Consider the following 16750-nt stretch of genomic DNA (forward strand, 5'->3'; position numbering starts at 1 on the left):
TTGGCTTTTTGCCTGCTCAATGCGTAACTCCATGTCCCCATATCAGGCGCGATGGGATGCATGTAGCCCTTAAAACGGTTTTTCCTGTTCGCGCAAAAGCCCGGCCAGACCGCTCGCCTCCACCGGCCGGCTGATCAGGTAACCCTGCACTTCATCGCAACGCTCGGCGCGTAAAAATTCCAGCTGCTCCTGGCGCTCGACACCTTCGGCGACCACTTTCAGTGACAGCCCATGGGCCATGGCAATGATCGCGCGAGTGATCGCCGCATCTTCACTGCCCTCCCCCAAACCGCGAATGAATGCCTGATCGATCTTCACGTAATCCACCGGAATGCGCTTGAGGTAACTCAGCGACGAATACCCGGTGCCGAAATCATCTATGGCCAGTTTCACCCCCAGATCACGCAGTTGCTGGAACGTTGCGATGATGTGTTCGACGCTATCGAGCAACTGGCTCTCGGTCAGTTCCAGTTCGAGGTAGTGCGGCGCCAGGCCAGTTTCCTCCAGTACCTGCCGCACCAGACTGACCAGTTTGCCCTGACGCAGTTGATGCACCGACAGGTTGACCGAAACACGAATCGGCTCCAGCCCCTGACGCTGCCATTCGCAGGCCTGCCAGCACGCCTGACGCAGGACGAATTCGCCGATCGGCCCGATCAGACCGGTTTCCTCGGCCAGCCCGATGAAGTCCCCCGGCGGCACCTGGCCCATGGTTGGATGATCCCAGCGCACCAGTGCCTCTGCCGCATTCAAACGCCCGGTTTGCAGGCACAGCTTCGGTTGATAGAAAACTTTCAGCTGCTTGTCTTCGATGGCCTTGCGCAGATGGTTTTCCAGCTGCAAGCGCTCAAGGGTGCTGGCCTGCAGGCTTTCGGTGTAGAACTGGAAGTTATTGCCGCCGAGGTGTTTGGCATGCTGCATGGCCATGTTCGACTGGCTGACCAGTGCGGAGATTTCCCGGGCGGTGTCCGGCAGCATGCTGATGCCCATCGAGGCACTGACCACCAGCTCATGCCCTTCGACCGTCAGTGGCAGGCGCAACTTGCTCGACAGGCGCGTGGCGACCCGGGCCAGACTTGAGAGATTGCCGTAGGCATCGAACAGTACGGCGAACTCGTCACCGGACAAGCGGGCGATGGTGTCCGCTTCCGGCAAGGCGTTGACCAGCCGGCGCGCCATTTTCTGCAGTAACTGATCGGCAATCTCATGGCCGAGACTGTCGTTGAGCAATTTGAAGCGATCCAGATTGATGTGCAGCAACGCCAGGCTGCGCCGGCCCTGACGCGAGCGCTGATGCGCTTCATGTAAACGCTCGCGGAACAGCGAGCGGTTGGCCAACCCGGTGAGCTCGTCGTAATGGGTCAGATAGCGCATGCGCTCTTCGGATTCGCGGCGTGCTGACAGATCGGCGAAGAAGCCGACGATATGGCTGACATTTCCCCGACCATCACGCACTGCATTCAGTTGCAGCCACTGCGGATACAGCTCGCCATTCTTGCGCGTCTCCACCAGTTCGCCCTGCCAACTGCCGTGCTGCTCAAGTGCATGACGGATGGCGACGTAATGGCGGCGGGCATCACGGCTGCACGGTAGCTCGACGACGTTGCGCCCGAGCATGTCTCCGATGTCGTAGCCGGTGACGCGGCTGAACGCCTGATTGATTGCGATCAGCGCGTAATTCGGGTCGAGAATTACGATGCCTTCACTGGCCGCTTCGAATACGGTCGCCGCCAGGCGCTGCTGCTCTTCGAGGCTTTTGCTGGCGCTGATGTCGCGGCGGGTGCCGACCATGCGGATCACCCGGCCGCTGTCGCTGCGCTCTACGGCGCGGCCTCGGTCTTCGATCCACACCCAATGGCCATCGCCGTGACGTACGCGGTATTCGATCTGATAGTCCTCGGTGCGCCCCTTCAAGTGCTCGATCAACGCGTATTTCAGCGTCGGCACATCGTCTGGATGCAGACGTGGCTTGAGGTCGCGCAAAAGTGCCGTGACATATTCCGGAGCGAGGCCGAACAGTTCCTGAATCTGCGTGTGGTGGACCTCATCGGTTTGCAGGTTCCAGTCCCACAGCCCCAGCTCACTGGCCTTCAGCGCCAGCGCCAGCCGCGCTTCGCTTTTGCTCAGGGCCTGATTGGCCGCGTCCAGTTCAAGGCTGCGCTGTGCCACGCGGTCTTCGAGTTCGACCTGCGCTTCACGCAACTTGCCCTCGGCGCAGCGGCGCTGATCGATTTCTTTGGCCAGTTCCTGATTGAGCTGTTCGCTGCGCGCCTGCGTCTGTTGCAGGTGTTCGATCAAGCGCTGATTCTGGAAGCGCCGCAGCAAGCCCCGATCAATCAGCCGATTGACTTGCCACGCGACCACGCTCAGCGAGCCGAGCAGGATCAGACCGAGCCAGCCCCAACCGCGCGCCTGCTCGTCACCGCCCCAGAACAGATAACCGATCGCCGGCAACAGGCAGGGCAAGGTAAATGACAGAAACGCTGGCAGGCTCACCGCGTAGGCGACGCTGGCCGAGAGGGTTGCGGCGCCGATCAGGCCGAACACCCAGGCCTGTTGTATGAAGTTGTCGGCGGGCACCAGGGCGATGCCGGCACCGGCCAGGGTCAGACCGGTCATGGTCGAGCCGAGCAGAAACATCCGCCGCCAGATCGGTTGCGCCTGACGATCAGGGATCGCCGAATCGAACGCCGCCACCTGAATCACCCGCAACGCCACCAGCGACAGCAACCACACCAGCCAGACGCTGACCACGAAATAGCGCTGCGGGCTCCAGAGCAAAGCGGCGCAGACCAGACCATTGATCAACATGAACAACGTGGGCAACAACGAGCCCTGATACAGCAGACGCGTGCGCTCGACCGCCATCTCGACGGCATAGTGCTTGCGGATAACCCGGGGATCCACGGAGGGGCCCGACAGTTCGGAGCTGAGGGTCATGGGCAACGTTCTTGTTCTTATAAGGAGGGCGTGCGCCCGAAACGTGGACGGAGCATACACAAGCCGATCCCGTTGCCAAACTGCTCCACATCATAATTTCAGCGAAACTTTTCCGTCCTTTGCCACCGGCCAAACCCTTGGAGCGCGGCGGGCCGATGCCTGTAGCCAGTGACCGACCGGTCGTCATCGACGGGAGTTTCATCGGCTAATGCAAAGCTCGGTTTGCCCGGGCCTGCGGCGCACCCTAGAATGCCCCGATGCGCGATGATCTCTCCCTTCTGCTGAACTCCCTCAACGATGCCCAACGCCAGGCCGTAGCAGCCCCCGTTGGCCGTCAGTTGGTCCTGGCCGGTGCTGGCTCCGGTAAAACCCGAGTGCTGGTGCACCGTATCGCCTGGTTGATCCAGGTCGAAAACGCCTCGCCCCACTCCATTCTGTCGGTGACCTTCACCAACAAGGCCGCTGCGGAGATGCGTCACCGCATCGAGCAGTTGCTGGGGATCAACCCGGCCGGCATGTGGGTCGGCACCTTCCACGGCCTGGCGCACCGCTTGCTGCGGGCGCACTGGCAGGAAGCAGGCCTGAGCCAGACTTTCCAGATTCTCGACAGCGATGACCAGCAACGGCTGGTCAAACGGGTGATCCGCGAACTCGGCCTCGACGAGCAACGCTGGCCGGCGCGTCAGGCGCAGTGGTTCATCAATGGCCAGAAAGACGAAGGCCTGCGTCCACAACACATTCAGGCCAGCGGCGATTTGTACCTGGCGACCATGCGCGGCATCTATGAGGCCTATGAGGCGGCGTGTCAGCGTGCCGGCGTCATCGATTTCTCCGAACTGCTGCTGCGTGCCCTCGACCTGTGGCGCGATCACCCGGGCCTGCTGGCGCATTATCAAAAGCGCTTCCGCCATATTCTGGTGGACGAGTTCCAGGACACCAACGCCGTGCAGTACGCCTGGTTGCGCTTGCTTGGCAAGGGTGGCGACAGCCTGATGGTGGTCGGCGACGACGACCAGTCGATCTACGGCTGGCGCGGCGCGAAAATCGAGAACATTCATCAGTATTCTTCCGACTTCGCGGATTCGGTGACCATTCGTCTGGAGCAGAACTACCGCTCCACCGCCGGCATCCTCAAGGCCGCCAACGCCTTGATCGCCAACAATACCGGGCGTCTGGGCAAAGAGCTGTGGACTGACGGCGGCGACGGCGAAGCGATCAATCTGTACGCCGCGTTCAATGAACACGACGAAGCACGCTACGTTGTCGAAACCATCGAAAGCGCGCTGAAAACCGGCTTGGCCCGCAGCGATATCGCGATTCTGTACCGCTCCAACGCCCAATCGCGCGTTCTCGAAGAAGCCTTGCTGCGTGAGCGCATTCCCTACCGCATTTATGGTGGCCAGCGCTTCTTCGAACGTGCCGAAATCAAGAACGCCATGGCCTACCTGCGTTTGCTCGAAGGTCGCGGCAACGATGCGGCGCTGGAACGGGTGATCAACGTGCCGGCCCGAGGCATTGGCGAAAAAACCGTCGAAGCCATCCGCGATCACGCACGCCACAGCGATGTGTCGATGTGGGAAGCGATGCGTCAACTGGTCGCCAACAAAGGCCTGACCGGTCGAGCAGCCGGTGCGCTGGGTGCGTTTATCGAGTTGATCGAAAATCTCGCTGCCAAGTGCATGGAGATGCCGCTGCACTTGATGACCCAGACCGTCATTGAGCAATCGGGGCTGATCGCCTATCACGAAGCGGAAAAAGGCGAGAAAGGCCAGGCCCGGGTAGAAAACCTTGAGGAACTGGTCAGCGCCGCGCGCAACTTCGAGAACACCGAAGAGGATGAAGAACTGACGCCGCTGGCGGCGTTCCTCGGCCATGCTTCGCTGGAAGCCGGGGACACTCAGGCTGACGAACACGAAGACAGCATTCAGCTGATGACCCTGCACAGCGCCAAAGGCCTGGAATTCCCTTACGTGTTCCTCGTGGGCATGGAAGAAGGCCTGTTCCCGCACAAGATGAGCCTGGAAGAACCGGGGCGTCTCGAAGAAGAGCGGCGTCTGGCTTACGTGGGCATTACCCGGGCAATGCAGAATCTGGTGATGACCTATGCTGAAACCCGACGCCTGTACGGCAGCGAGACCTACAACAAGGTTTCGCGCTTCGTGCGCGAAGTACCGAAAGGCCTGATTCAGGAAGTGCGCTTGTCGAACAGCGTCAGCCGACCGTTCGGCGGCAATCAGTCGATGAGCGGCAGCAATCTGTTCAGCGGCAGCGAGATTCCGGAAACGGGTTTCAGCCTCGGTCAGGCGGTACGCCATTCGATCTTTGGTGACGGCGTGATCCTCAACTTCGAAGGCGCCGGCGCCCAGGCACGGGTGCAGGTGAATTTCAGCGAAGGCAGCAAATGGCTGATGCTCGGTTACGCCAAGCTGGAAGCGATCTGACGCCGATTTCGCTTTTCTGTGGGAGCGAGCCTGCTCGCGAATGAAATCACAGCGGTTGATCTGATAAACCGTGGTGCGGCATTCGCGAGCAAGCTCGCTCCCACAGGATCTGGGTCGGCAGGTTGATCAAAGGACATTTCCATGGGCTCAGGCTTCTTTTCTTCTTGGACATTCTGGGCCCTGCTCTCGGCGACTTTCGCCGCATTGACGGCGATCTTCGCCAAAGTCGGCATCGAAAACGTCAATTCCGACTTCGCCACCCTGCTGCGCACCATCGTGGTACTCGTCAGCCTGGCCTTGATTTTGTACGCGACGGGCCAATATCAATCTTTGGGATCGATCTCTGCGAAGAGTTATCTGTTCCTGCTTCTGTCTGGCTTGGGAACCGGTGCGTCGTGGCTGTGCTATTTCCGCGCGCTGAAAGTCGGTCCGGCCTCGCTGGTCGCGCCAGTGGACAAACTCAGCGTGGTGCTGGTGGCAGTGCTCGGCGTGATCCTGCTGGGCGAGAAACTCGACCTGCGCCAATGGGGCGGCATCGGCCTGATCACCGCAGGTGTGGTGATGCTCGCTTTTCGTCGCTAAACGAGCTTTCTCACTGAACCTGTCCCGATTTCCTACAACCAAAAGTACATGGCCTTATTGTCCCGACCGAGCTGAACGTAACCTGTCAGGCAAAAGCCCGAAACACTCTCTCGCTAGCCAGTAACACTTCAGCTGTGCAACATGGCGCGCGTGTCTCCACAAACGGGAATTCCCTTTATGAAACGTTTTCTTAGCATCGCCATGGCGTTGTGCATCGGCCTGACGATGAGCCTCGACGCCAACGCCAAGCGCTTTGGTGGTGGCAAAAGCGCCGGCGCTGCGCCGACGCACCAGACCAGCCAGATGGCTCCTTCTTCTCCAGGTGTCGGCGGCGCTGCGGCGACCGCAGGTGCTGCCGGTGCCGCAGGCGCTGCCGCCAAGGCCGGCGGTGCTTCGAAATGGCTCGGCCCTCTGGCCGGTATCGCCGCCGGTGGCCTGCTCGCTTCCATGTTCATGGGCGGCGGTTTCCAGGGCATGCAGATCTTCGACATCCTGATCATGGCCGTGATCGCGTTCGTGATCTTCCGCTTCATCGCCGCGCGTCGACGCAAGCAGCAGGAGCAGTTCGCTCCGGCCGGCGCGCCGATGCAGCGTGAAGTGTTCGAGCAGAAGCCTGCCGCCATGGGTTCGATCTTCGGTGGTTCGGCCGCACCCGCCGCCGCTCGTCCGGTGATCAACGCGCCAGCCTGGTTCAATGAGCATAACTTCCTTGAAGCTGCCCGCAGCCACTTCCAGGCGCTGCAGCAGCACTGGGACGCCAACGAGATGGACAAGATCGCCGAGTTCGTGACCCCGCAAATGCTCGAGTTCCTCAAGCGTGAGCGTGCGGATCTGGGCGATGCGTTCCAGTCGACCTACATCGACAACCTCCAGGTTCAACTGGATGGTGTGGATGACCGCGCCGACAAGACCATCGCCACCCTGACATTCAGCGGTGTGTCGAAGACCTCGCGTTTCGACCAGGGCGAAGTGTTCAGCGAAAGCTGGAACATGGAACGTCCGCAGGGCGAGAACCAGCCTTGGCTGGTGGCCGGTATCCGCCAGAACGGCTGATCCCTTCCAGGCGTCACTTGCCGTAATAAAAAACCCCAGCCTCGGCTGGGGTTTTCTATTTCGCGGTTGCATCTATAGCGAGCTACTGTATAAACCGGCCCATATAAACCGCGCCATTCAAGCAAGAGGATCCCGGACGTGGAAGAAATCATCGAACAACTGCGTGAAGCCAACGAACCCGTGCCGGTTCCATTGGAGTTGCCTGACGAAGATCTGCTGGTCGAAATCGAAGAACAGCTGTTCATCGACATTCCGTTTGTCTTCAGAGAGTTTTTGCTGACCGTCAGCGATGTGGTGTACGGCAGCCTCGAGCCGGTGACCGTTACCGATCCACAATCCCACACCTACTTGCCGGATGTTGCCGCCAACGCCTGGGATGCCGGTGTTGATCGCAGCCTGATTCCAATCTGTCAGGACGGCGATGACTACTACTGTGTCGAAGAGGATGGCACGGTGGTGTTGTGGCAGGCCGAAGAAGAGTTGATTGCCGAGGAAACCTGGGAATCGGTATGGCACTGGGCGCGGGACGTCTGGCTGGAAAGCTGATCGGCCAGCCGCCCCGTATGATCAATGCCCCGACGACTCCTTATGGTTGTCGAGGGTTTCCAGCAGCGCCACTTGCATCCGCGTGTGCACGCGGATGAACCAGCGCCAGAGCAGCGCCGCCACGGCCGCCGCCACCACAGCGATCAGTACCAGCAACTTGTTGGTCGGCAAGATACTGGCCGACAAGGCTGCCAGCAGCAGGAAAATCACCAGCAGCGAGAGAATCGGGATCACTTCGGAGATCACCCGGCGCACTCGCTGTGTGTGACGCCCGGCCATCTCGGGCTTCACACCCATCTCCGCCAGCAGCATCGACAACGCCTTGAGCTTGCGATAAGCGGCGATCAGGAACGGCAACGACACCAACAATGCCCCGCCCCAGATCAACGCCTTCTGCCAGCTCGGATCGCTGATCCAGTCTTGCAGCCACAGCGAGATGCGTTCAGCGAAATACGCGCCGGCGAAGAAGATCGCAATCACCAGCGCCAGGTTGACGCCGACTTGCAGCAAGATCTTGCGAATGATTGACGCCAGCATCGCACCCTCGCCTTGCGGCTGAATGCTGCGCAGCCATTCGCCATACATGCCCAGCACGCGGCCGAGAGGCTTGGGCACAGCCGCGGACAACTTGATCGACAGCGGATCAGCCGCGCGGATCAGATACGGCGTCAGCAAAGTGGTAATCACCGACACCGCCACGGCGACCGGGTAGAGGAAGTTACTGGTCACCTGCAACGTCATCCCGAGAGCGGCGATGATGAAGGAAAATTCACCAATCTGTGACAGCCCCATCCCCACGCGCAGTGAGGTACGTCCGTCATTGCCGGCGATAAACGCTCCGAGACCGCAGGACAACATCTTGCCGAGTACAACGGCTACGGTGATCACCGCAATCGGCCACGCGTATTCGAGCAGAATCATCGGATCGAGCATCAGCCCGATAGCGACAAAGAAGATCGCGCTGAACAGGTCGCGAACCGGCTCGATCAGACGCTCGATTTTTAGCAGTTGTCGCGACTCGGCCATGATCGCGCCGATCAGGAACGCACCGAGTACCATGCTGTATTCGAGTTTGACTACCAGCAGACAGAAGCCGAAACACAGGCCGAGCACGGTGATCAGCAGCATCTCGTTGCTTTCGAATTTGGCCACATAGGCCAGCAATCGCGGCACCAGCAGAATGCCGATGACCAGCGCGACGATCATGAACAGCGACAGTTTGCCAACCGTGGAAAACACTTCTCCGGAACTGACCGTGCCGCTGACGGCGATGCTTGAAAGCAGTGCGATGATGCCGATGCCGAGGATGTCTTCGACGATCAGCACGCCGAAGATCAACTGCGCAAAGCGCTCGTTTTTCATCTTCAGATCATTGAGGGCCTTGACGATGATGGTGGTCGAGGAGATCGCAAGAATCGCGCCGAGGAACAGCGAGTCCATGGTGTTCCAGTCGAACCAGCGGCCGATTTCATAGCCGATCCAGATCATCAGGACGATCTCGAGGAACGCCGCAATAAACGCCGTGGCGCCGACCTTGAACAGCTTGCGCAGGCTGAACTCCAGGCCGAGGCAGAACATCAGGAAAATCACCCCCAGCTCGGCGAGGGTCTTGATGGTGTCTTCGTCGTGGATCAGGCCGAACGGCGGGGTGTGCGGGCCGATGATGAAGCCGGCGACGATATAGCCGAGCACCACCGGCTGTTTGAAGCGATGAAACAACACGGTCACCACGCCCGCGACCAACATGATCACTGCCAGATCCTGAATAAAGCTGATGGCATGCATGGTGTGGGCTCCTTGAATGACGAGGCCCGTCAGCAGACGTCAGAAAGGTCTGGGCGAGCGTAGTAAAAGTCCGCTTTTCGTGTGGGAATTGCCTTTATAAGGGGCTTTTGCAGGTTAACACCGCGACTTGCGGCTGGAAGGCGGTGCAATATATGGAAACAGATCGATTCCGGCGTGACGACGGCCAGTCGCCCGGCGTCCCGATAACGGTGCTTTTGAAAAGCGACCAGGCACCCGCAGAGGTGCTTCCAGCAATCAGCCTTGATCCGTGAGAACGTTATGGAACCCGGAAACGCCCAGCTGTCGATGACGGTACTGATGACCCCCGACATGGCCAACTTCTCTGGCAATGTCCACGGTGGCACCCTGCTCAAATACCTCGACGAAGTGGCCTACGCCTGCGCGAGCCGTTATGCCGGTCGCTACGTGGTGACGCTGTCGGTGGATCAGGTGATTTTTCGCGAGCCGATCCATGTCGGCGAACTGGTGACCTTCCTCGCGTCGGTCAACTACACCGGCAACACCTCAATGGAAGTCGGTATCAAAGTCGTTACCGAGAACATCCGCGAGCGCTCGGTGCGCCACACCAACAGCTGCTTCTTCACCATGGTCGCGGTGGATGACCAGCGTAAGCCGGCCGCCGTGCCGCCGCTGCAACCGCAGAACAGTGAAGACAAACGTCGTTACATGCAGGCGCAGCAGCGTCGGCAGATTCGTCAGGAGCTGGAAAAGCGCTATCAGGAGATCAAGGGCGACGCCTGATCAGTCTTTGAACTGATGCTGTCTGAGCTATAGCCTTCGCGAGCAAGCTCGCTCCCACACTGGACCTGTGGCGTACACAAAACCAAATGTGGGAGCGAGCTTGCTCGCGAATGGGGGCAGCGCGGTCTTACAGACTGATCGCCGTCGCCTCGAACTTCACCCGTGGATGCGCAATCCGGTCCTGCGCCCGCACCAGTTGCAGCTCATAGCTGGCGCAGGCTTGAGTTTCCAGCAGCACCTCATGCACCGCCGCCGCGGTGAATTCGAACGCCGCCACCAGACTGTCACCCAGCAGCACCCGCGCCAGGAACAGGCCGGATGTCAGATCGCCCACACCCACTGGCTGACGCGGGAACGCCAGCAACGGACGGCGCAGATGCCAGCTGCCTTCAGCCGTCACCAGTAGCATTTCAAAGCCATCGGCCGGTTTGCCCGGATAATCCAGATGCTTGACCAGTACTGCTTTCGGCCCGCGCGCCAGCAAGGCCCGCGCCATTGCCAGGCAATCGAACAGCGACTGCGGCTTGCGCCCGGAGAAGCTGTCCAGCTCCAACTGGTTTGGACACATGATGTCCGCTACGGTCGCCGCCTCTTCCAGCAGGAAATCGCTGACCTCGGTCGGCACGCTGCAGCCCTTCTCCGGATGGCCCATCACCGGATCGCACAGATACAGCGCCTTCGGATTGACCGATTTGATGCGCTCGACGCCGCTGAGAATCGCCCGGCCCTGCGCCGCGCTGCCGAGGTAACCGGACAGCACCGCATCGCAATTGCCCAGCTCGCCAATCGCAGCAATCCCTTCGACCAGCTCGGGAATCTGTTGCGGTGCCAGCACTTCACCAGCCCACTGACCGTACTGGGTGTGGTTGGAAAACTGCACGGTGTTGAGCGGCCAGACATTAACCCCGACCCGCTGCATCGGAAAAACCGCGGCGCTGTTGCCGGCGTGGCCGAACACCACATGGGACTGAATGGCGAGCAGATGAGGCGTACGTTTCATTCGGGTCATTCCGTAAAACGATTGAAATTCAAGCCGCGCAGTATGCGACGAAACGCAGCCTGTACGACAGACCAGCGACGCAGTTAAGCTGACGCTATCTTTTGGAGTTCGATGTTGATGCTGACCCTGGAAAACATCTTCGTGCTGATACTGTTCGCCGCTGCCGGCGCGTGGTTATGGCACAACCACGGCTTGCGCGAGCGCGCGCTGGAGCGGGTCAAACAGCATTGCCTGAACGTACGGGTCGAGTTGCTCGACGGCAACGTTGCCCTGAAGAAGATCGGTTTCATCAAGGACGCCAACGGTCGCCGACGACTGGCGCGGGTGTACAACTTTGAATTCACCGTGACCGGCGAAACCCGGCATAACGGCACCATCACCCAGTTTGGCGCGCACAGTGCGCAGATCGAACTGGCGCCCTACCCGGCACCGTTCGACGACACGCCGCCAGTAGTGGAAGTGCACAAGCCGCGGGCGGAAGTGATCGAGTTGAGCCAGTGGCGGCAAGAACATACGAAGTGGAAACCGTAAAAATCGCAGCCTTCGGCAGCTTCTAAAGGGTGCAAAAAAATCCCATGTAGGAGCTGCCGAAGGCTGCGATCTTTTGATCTAACCCTCCCGACACCCCAATAGCTCCCGCTGCAACACTTCAACACTCTGTGCCTCAGCGAAGATCAGCTCGAGTCGCGAATCTTTTCGCCATTCGCTGGCTTGCCAGATCAGTTCGGCATTATTCAAAGCATTAGCCGACACCCAACCCTCCGAGCTGTGGATAACCAGTTTCGCCCGCTGCCAATTGAGGCTGGCTAGCCAGTCAGCAATGTGCCGCTTGTCGAACGTCTGTCCCGGATGCCAACGCCAACCAATACTCCAGCCTTCCTCCTGCGCCTGACTCAGGCAAATCGGCAGCGTCGGATCAGTCCAGACGGCCGGCATTTGTCCTAATAATCCTTTGGGTACGGCCAAATTATCCACACCGTTGACCGCTTTTGCGGCTAGGCCCGGCAGTTCGCCCAGGCTTAGTTGCGCCTCTTGAGTCCAGACCAACGGCACTGCCGGCAACTGACTGGCGATTTTTTCTCTGGCCCTGTCATCAAGGTTTTCAGCCTTGTTCAACAACAGCAGGCCAGCGGCTTTTAAGGCTTCTTGTTGCGCTACCGGCAAGGCTTTCCCTGCCTGCAGCGCTTGAGCATCCAGCACCAGCACACACGGCTGCACCGCCAGCACACCTCGCCACGGCGCCTCATTCAACTGGCTAATCAGCTGCGCCGGATGCCCCAGCCCGGACGGTTCGATAAACAACCGATCCGGCTTCGCCTTGCGCAACAACCGCCCCAGGCCAATCTGAAACGGCGCGCCGTTGACGCAACACAGGCAGCCGCCGGCCACTTCGCCCAGTGCGATACCCTCGGCGTCACTCGTCAACAGGGCGGCGTCGAGGCCGATCTGGCCGAACTCGTTGATCAATACCGCCCAACGTTCGCCTTCTGGACGCTGGGCCATGAGTTGGCGAATCAGGCTGGTTTTGCCGGCGCCCAAAGGGCCAGCAATGACATGGGTAGGAATGTTCTGCAACATGGCCGGGAGCTTTCTTGGGAGATTCAAAGATGCGTTGGAGGGGATGGTCGTTGCTGTTGGCGCTGCTGTCGAGTGAAGCATGGGCCCAGGCCTGCGTGGTGCACAGTCAGGGCGAGCGGCTCGACGTCAAAGTCTGTCAGCAGAACCGCAATATCCCGGAGAAACTGTTCAACGACGGTTTCTGCCAGCCGACGCTGGCCGGGCAGAAAGTCAAAGTGCAGTACGTCGACCAGTGCCCGAGCGGTGCATTTGGCGTATGCAGCAACGCACAAGTCGCCAATCTGCCCTATCGCCAGGATATCCACTATTACGGCGTGGCCACGGATGCGGCGTATCTGCAACCGTACTGCGAAGGCCTGAGCCAGGGTAAGTGGCTCAAGCCTTGAGGCGTCAGCCGAGCCAGTCGAGGGTCAGTATCAGACGGCGCTGCCCCGCGTCCGGGTGTGGCGAGCGGTGGATCAGGCCAAAGCCTTCATTGCCGTGCCATTTCTCGCCTTTCAACAGCGCCACGTCGCCGCTGTTGAGTTGCTGGATTTGCACGTGGGGCTCGGCGTTGGCCTGCCCCAGCTGACGGCGATCCATCGCACCTTCCTTGAGCCATTGGCTGCCAACACCCGCATAAGTCGTGATCAGTCGCACCGGCACGTGATCGACATGGAAGCGTGGACACATGGCTTTATCCAGTACCCGCAGGCGCAGGCCCACGCGCTTTGCCCCCAGTAAGCAGGCGAATGCGCTGACCAGCCATTTCAGGTCGGCGATAAAGCCCTCGTAGCCTTCCAGATCACGGAAGCCTGATGCCACACCGGTGAGATCAGGCTCGGCGTCCTCATCCGGCAACTCGAGGCACAACGATTCCGCCAAGGGTTCATTGAGCGACAGCAGCAGGTGGGCGAACTCGCTGATGTGCAACGGCAGTTGGCGTTGCCAGACGGCGAGGTTGGTGTCGTCTTCGAGGATTCGCGTCAACGCTTTCGGTGTCGGACCTTGATGCTGATGGCGCGTACGGTTCTGCAGCAGCTTTAGCGCGAGCATCAGGCAGCCTCTTCGTGCCAAGGGCCGAACGGATCGGGCAACAATTGCCAGCCTTCGACACCGAGCGCCATTTCTTCATCGTTGAGCAGGCAGGCATCCAGTTCGGCTGAGAGCTGTAGGAAATCAATATTTTGACCGATAAACACCAGCTCCTGGCGGCAGTCTCCTACGCTCGACAGCCAGTTTTCCATGATGGCAGCGGTGCTTTCCTGATCTTGTGGCCACTGCTCCTTTGGCACGAAACGCCACCAGCGCCCGGCAAAACCGTGGCGCATCAAACCACCGGCTTGCGACCAACTGCCGGCGTCGGTGGGTTTGCTCGCGAGCCAGAAGAAGCCTTTGGAGCGCAGCAATTTCCCGTTCAGCCAAGGACGATCGATAAAGCTGAAAAACCGTTGCGGGTGAAAGGGTCGGCGGGCGCGATAGGCTGTGGAGGCGATGCCGTACTCATCGGTTTCCGGCACGTGTTCGCCGCGTAATTCCTGCAACCAACCCGGTGCCTGTGCGGCTCTCTCGAAGTCGAAACGCCCGGTGTTGAGGATTTTTTCCAACGGCACCTCACCCATCACCATCGGGATGATTTCCGCTTGGGCGTTGAGACGCTGGAGGATCGCGATCAACTCCTCACGCTCGCACTGGCTGATCAAGTCGATCTTGCTGATCAACAACACGTCGGCGAACTCGATCTGTTCGATCAACAGATCGGTGATGGAGCGTTCGTCTTCTTCGCCAAGGATCTCGCCACGGGACGCGAGGCTTTCCGCTGCCTGGTAGTCCGGCAGGAAGTTCACACCGTCGACTACAGTGACCATGGTGTCCAGACGCGCGATGTCGGAGAGACTCTGGCCGTGCTCATCGCGGAAGGTAAACGTCTCTGCCACGGGCAGTGGCTCGGAAATCCCGGTGGACTCGATCAGCAGGTAATCGAAACGATTTTCACGGGCCAGCTTGCTGACTTCTTCCAGCAGGTCTTCGCGTAACGTACAGCAGATGCAGCCGTTACTCATTTCGACTATTTTTTCTTCGGCGCGGTTCAGGCTGACATCACGCTGGACTTCGCTGCCATCAATGTTGATCTCGCTCATATCATTAACGATAACAGCCACGCGCAAACCCTCTCGATTACGTAGTACGTAATTCAAAAGTGTACTTTTTCCAGCGCCGAGAAATCCTGAAAGTACGGTGACGGGCAATTCTGCTGACATTGGATAATCCTCTTCAGAAGGCAGCCAATTGGCGCTTTTACTGGCGCATGGCGTTTTTGCGCTTCCCACGGGTGGATTACGTAGAAAACCAACGCCTTGAAATCGGGCTGCCCAGGCTTAATTCAAATCAATGTTATATTATAACAATAAAAAGAAACCAGCCTTCTCTTGTCTTGATCGACAAACAACAGGAAGCTTCACCAATCCCGCACCCGGAAATCGCCATGAGAAATGCGCTGAAATGCTCGATGTTGAGCCTTGGGTTGTTGCTGGGCGGCAATGCCTACGCGCAGTTGCCGGCACTCGCCAGCTGCACACGCAGCGCCAACCTGCTGGCTTGTGTCGACGCCGATGGCAACGCTTATAGCGTCAACACCGCCGGCAACACCCTTTATCTGCGTGGGTTTGAGAAAAATGGCCGGCGTTATTGGGCGCAGACCAACAACCGTTTCGGGCAATTGACGTTTTTCACCGGGATCGCCTCTGACGGCGAAGCCTGGGTTGGCTACACCCGACGTGTCGGCTGGACGACCATCAATCGTTTCTCCAGCTCGGGCGGCAGCAGCGCAAAATTCACCTGCAGCCGCATTACCGGCTGTTAAACCTGGGTGTTTTTCTGCGCCTGCTGCCAGGCAAGGTAGCTGTCGATGGGCGGATTCTTTGCAAAATAACGCTGCAATCCTTCAAACAAACCGTTGGCCACGGCCTGCTGATGTCGCGCAGTAACCAGCCGTTGACTGTCGCGCGCATTGGAAATGAAGCCTGTCTCCACCAGAATTGAAGGTACGTCTGGCGATTTCAGGACCGCGAATCCTGCCTGCTCCACACGCTTCTGATGCAGCGTAGTGATGCCGGCCAGACTGCCAAGTACCGTGCTGCCCAACTGCAGACTGGCAGCGATCGTCGCGTTCATCGACATGTCGAGAATCACCCCCGCCAGCATCGGATCCTTATCTTTCAGGTTGAGCAGACTGGTGGCGCCGAGCAGATCCGCACCATTCTCGCGCTGCGCCATGAAGCGCGCCGTCGCCGATGTCGCACCGCCCTCAGACAGGCAATAGACCGACGCGCCGGAAGCAGTCAGACGCGGCGCTGCATCGGCATGCACTGAGATAAACATGTCCGCCTTATGCTGACGCGCGATCTCCACGCGTTTGCGCAACGGCACGAAAAAGTCGTCATTGCGCACCAGTTTTACATTGAAGCCCCTCTCTTTTTTCAGGCGTTTGGCGAGCAGTTGCGCAATGGCAAGCACCACATCCTTTTCCCTTTCGCCCTTGGCACCGACAGCACCGGGATCCTTTCCGCCGTGCCCAGGGTCAACGACAACAATGATGTCGCGTCTGGGATGCGCTTTCAGCGCAGGTGTTTCACGTGGAACCATTGGCGTATTTGGCGTTGATTTGGCGCTAACCAGATCCAGAACCAAGCGATGGCCCTGGCCGTCCTGCGGCGCCAAAAGGAAGCTGTTCAACAGCACCCGATTGCTCAGATCCAGAACAATCCGCGTGTCACCGTGACCAAAAGGCCCGGAGCGAATCGAACGAATCACCGTTCCATTTAGCGCGAGCTGACGGAAATCTGCGCCTACGCTCGCACTGGACACATCAATTATCAGACGTTCCGGGGCCGTTAGCGTGAAGGTTTTATAGCGCACCGGGCCGCTTAGATCGAACACCAATCGTAGCTTTTCATCCGAGCGCCATAGGCGCGCATTACGAATTTGCGTAGCTGAAACACTGAAAGGGAGAGCGAGGGCCGCGCTGGCCAGGATCAGATTAAGCAAGTGGCGTCTGTGCATATGAAAGCCTGTTCATGAAAAA

The 16750-nt window shown here is 59.2% G+C and carries 15 protein-coding genes; 8 read left to right on the top strand and 7 right to left on the bottom strand.

The features are described 5' to 3' along the window. Positions 1-69: 69 nt before the first annotated feature. Positions 70-2940, bottom strand: a complete 2871-nt coding sequence (locus AC1DVF_RS11400) for a GGDEF domain-containing phosphodiesterase (protein WP_095125060.1) — start codon at positions 2938-2940, stop codon at positions 70-72. Positions 2941-3197: 257 nt separating this feature from the next. On the opposite strand from AC1DVF_RS11400, the gene uvrD reads away from it, so the two are divergent. The 4 genes from uvrD (at position 3198) to AC1DVF_RS11420 (ending at position 7562) form a co-directional block, all read left to right on the top strand. Continuing rightward, the gene (gene uvrD / locus AC1DVF_RS11405; RefSeq protein WP_007912069.1) at positions 3198-5381 is read left to right on the top strand and encodes a DNA helicase II; all 2184 of its coding nucleotides are present in this window, start codon (positions 3198-3200) and stop codon (positions 5379-5381) included. A gap of 141 nt (positions 5382-5522) precedes the next feature. After that, complete coding sequence (locus AC1DVF_RS11410; protein WP_016984014.1) at positions 5523-5963, top strand: EamA family transporter; 441 nt, start codon at positions 5523-5525, stop codon at positions 5961-5963. A gap of 177 nt (positions 5964-6140) precedes the next feature. Then, the gene (locus AC1DVF_RS11415; protein WP_093429599.1) at positions 6141-7016 is read left to right on the top strand and encodes a Tim44 domain-containing protein; all 876 of its coding nucleotides are present in this window, start codon (positions 6141-6143) and stop codon (positions 7014-7016) included. 138 nt (positions 7017-7154) lie between these two features. Beyond that, entirely contained in the window at positions 7155-7562 is a 408-nt protein-coding gene (locus AC1DVF_RS11420; RefSeq protein ID WP_003187120.1) for an SMI1/KNR4 family protein, read from the top strand. A gap of 21 nt (positions 7563-7583) precedes the next feature. On the opposite strand, the gene AC1DVF_RS11425 is transcribed toward AC1DVF_RS11420, so the two are convergent. Further along, complete coding sequence (locus AC1DVF_RS11425; protein WP_093429598.1) at positions 7584-9347, bottom strand: cation:proton antiporter; 1764 nt, start codon at positions 9345-9347, stop codon at positions 7584-7586. A gap of 279 nt (positions 9348-9626) precedes the next feature. On the opposite strand from AC1DVF_RS11425, the gene AC1DVF_RS11430 reads away from it, so the two are divergent. Then, positions 9627-10109, top strand: coding sequence for an acyl-CoA thioesterase (locus tag AC1DVF_RS11430; protein ID WP_003229693.1), 483 nt, complete (start codon positions 9627-9629; stop codon positions 10107-10109). Between the two features lie 127 nt (positions 10110-10236). Here AC1DVF_RS11430 and pdxY read toward each other — a convergent pair whose 3' ends face one another. Then, positions 10237-11109 carry a pyridoxal kinase PdxY gene (gene pdxY, locus AC1DVF_RS11435; RefSeq protein ID WP_477782470.1) on the bottom strand — a complete coding sequence of 291 codons (873 nt, stop codon included), beginning with the start codon at positions 11107-11109 and terminating at the stop codon, positions 10237-10239. Between the two features lie 117 nt (positions 11110-11226). Between pdxY and AC1DVF_RS11440 the strand changes: the two genes are divergently transcribed. Continuing rightward, on the top strand, positions 11227-11640 hold the full coding sequence (locus AC1DVF_RS11440) for a DUF3301 domain-containing protein (RefSeq protein ID WP_026000521.1): 414 nt from the start codon (positions 11227-11229) through the stop codon (positions 11638-11640). A gap of 78 nt (positions 11641-11718) precedes the next feature. On the opposite strand, the gene AC1DVF_RS11445 is transcribed toward AC1DVF_RS11440, so the two are convergent. Next, positions 11719-12687 carry a CobW family GTP-binding protein gene (locus AC1DVF_RS11445; protein WP_477782471.1) on the bottom strand — a complete coding sequence of 323 codons (969 nt, stop codon included), beginning with the start codon at positions 12685-12687 and terminating at the stop codon, positions 11719-11721. Between the two features lie 29 nt (positions 12688-12716). On the opposite strand from AC1DVF_RS11445, the gene AC1DVF_RS11450 reads away from it, so the two are divergent. Next, positions 12717-13073, top strand: a complete 357-nt coding sequence (locus AC1DVF_RS11450; RefSeq protein ID WP_093429595.1) for an NADH:ubiquinone oxidoreductase — start codon at positions 12717-12719, stop codon at positions 13071-13073. Between the two features lie 4 nt (positions 13074-13077). On the opposite strand, the gene AC1DVF_RS11455 is transcribed toward AC1DVF_RS11450, so the two are convergent. Together AC1DVF_RS11455 and zigA are read right to left on the bottom strand one after the other, a co-directional pair. After that, on the bottom strand, positions 13078-13722 hold the full coding sequence (locus AC1DVF_RS11455) for a DUF1826 domain-containing protein (protein ID WP_093429594.1): 645 nt from the start codon (positions 13720-13722) through the stop codon (positions 13078-13080). Further along, complete coding sequence (gene zigA, locus AC1DVF_RS11460; protein WP_099757564.1) at positions 13722-14927, bottom strand: zinc metallochaperone GTPase ZigA; 1206 nt, start codon at positions 14925-14927, stop codon at positions 13722-13724. The genes AC1DVF_RS11455 and zigA overlap by 1 nt, the downstream gene beginning before the upstream one ends. Before the next feature lie 224 nt (positions 14928-15151). On the opposite strand from zigA, the gene AC1DVF_RS11465 reads away from it, so the two are divergent. After that, positions 15152-15529, top strand: coding sequence for a glutamine synthetase (locus AC1DVF_RS11465; protein ID WP_477782472.1), 378 nt, complete (start codon positions 15152-15154; stop codon positions 15527-15529). Here AC1DVF_RS11465 and AC1DVF_RS11470 read toward each other — a convergent pair. Further along, entirely contained in the window at positions 15526-16728 is a 1203-nt protein-coding gene (locus AC1DVF_RS11470) for an N-acetylmuramoyl-L-alanine amidase (protein WP_460089327.1), read from the bottom strand. The genes AC1DVF_RS11465 and AC1DVF_RS11470 overlap by 4 nt on opposite strands. Positions 16729-16750 lie beyond the last annotated feature (22 nt).

The organism is Pseudomonas sp. P4_D7 (assembly GCF_056401755.1).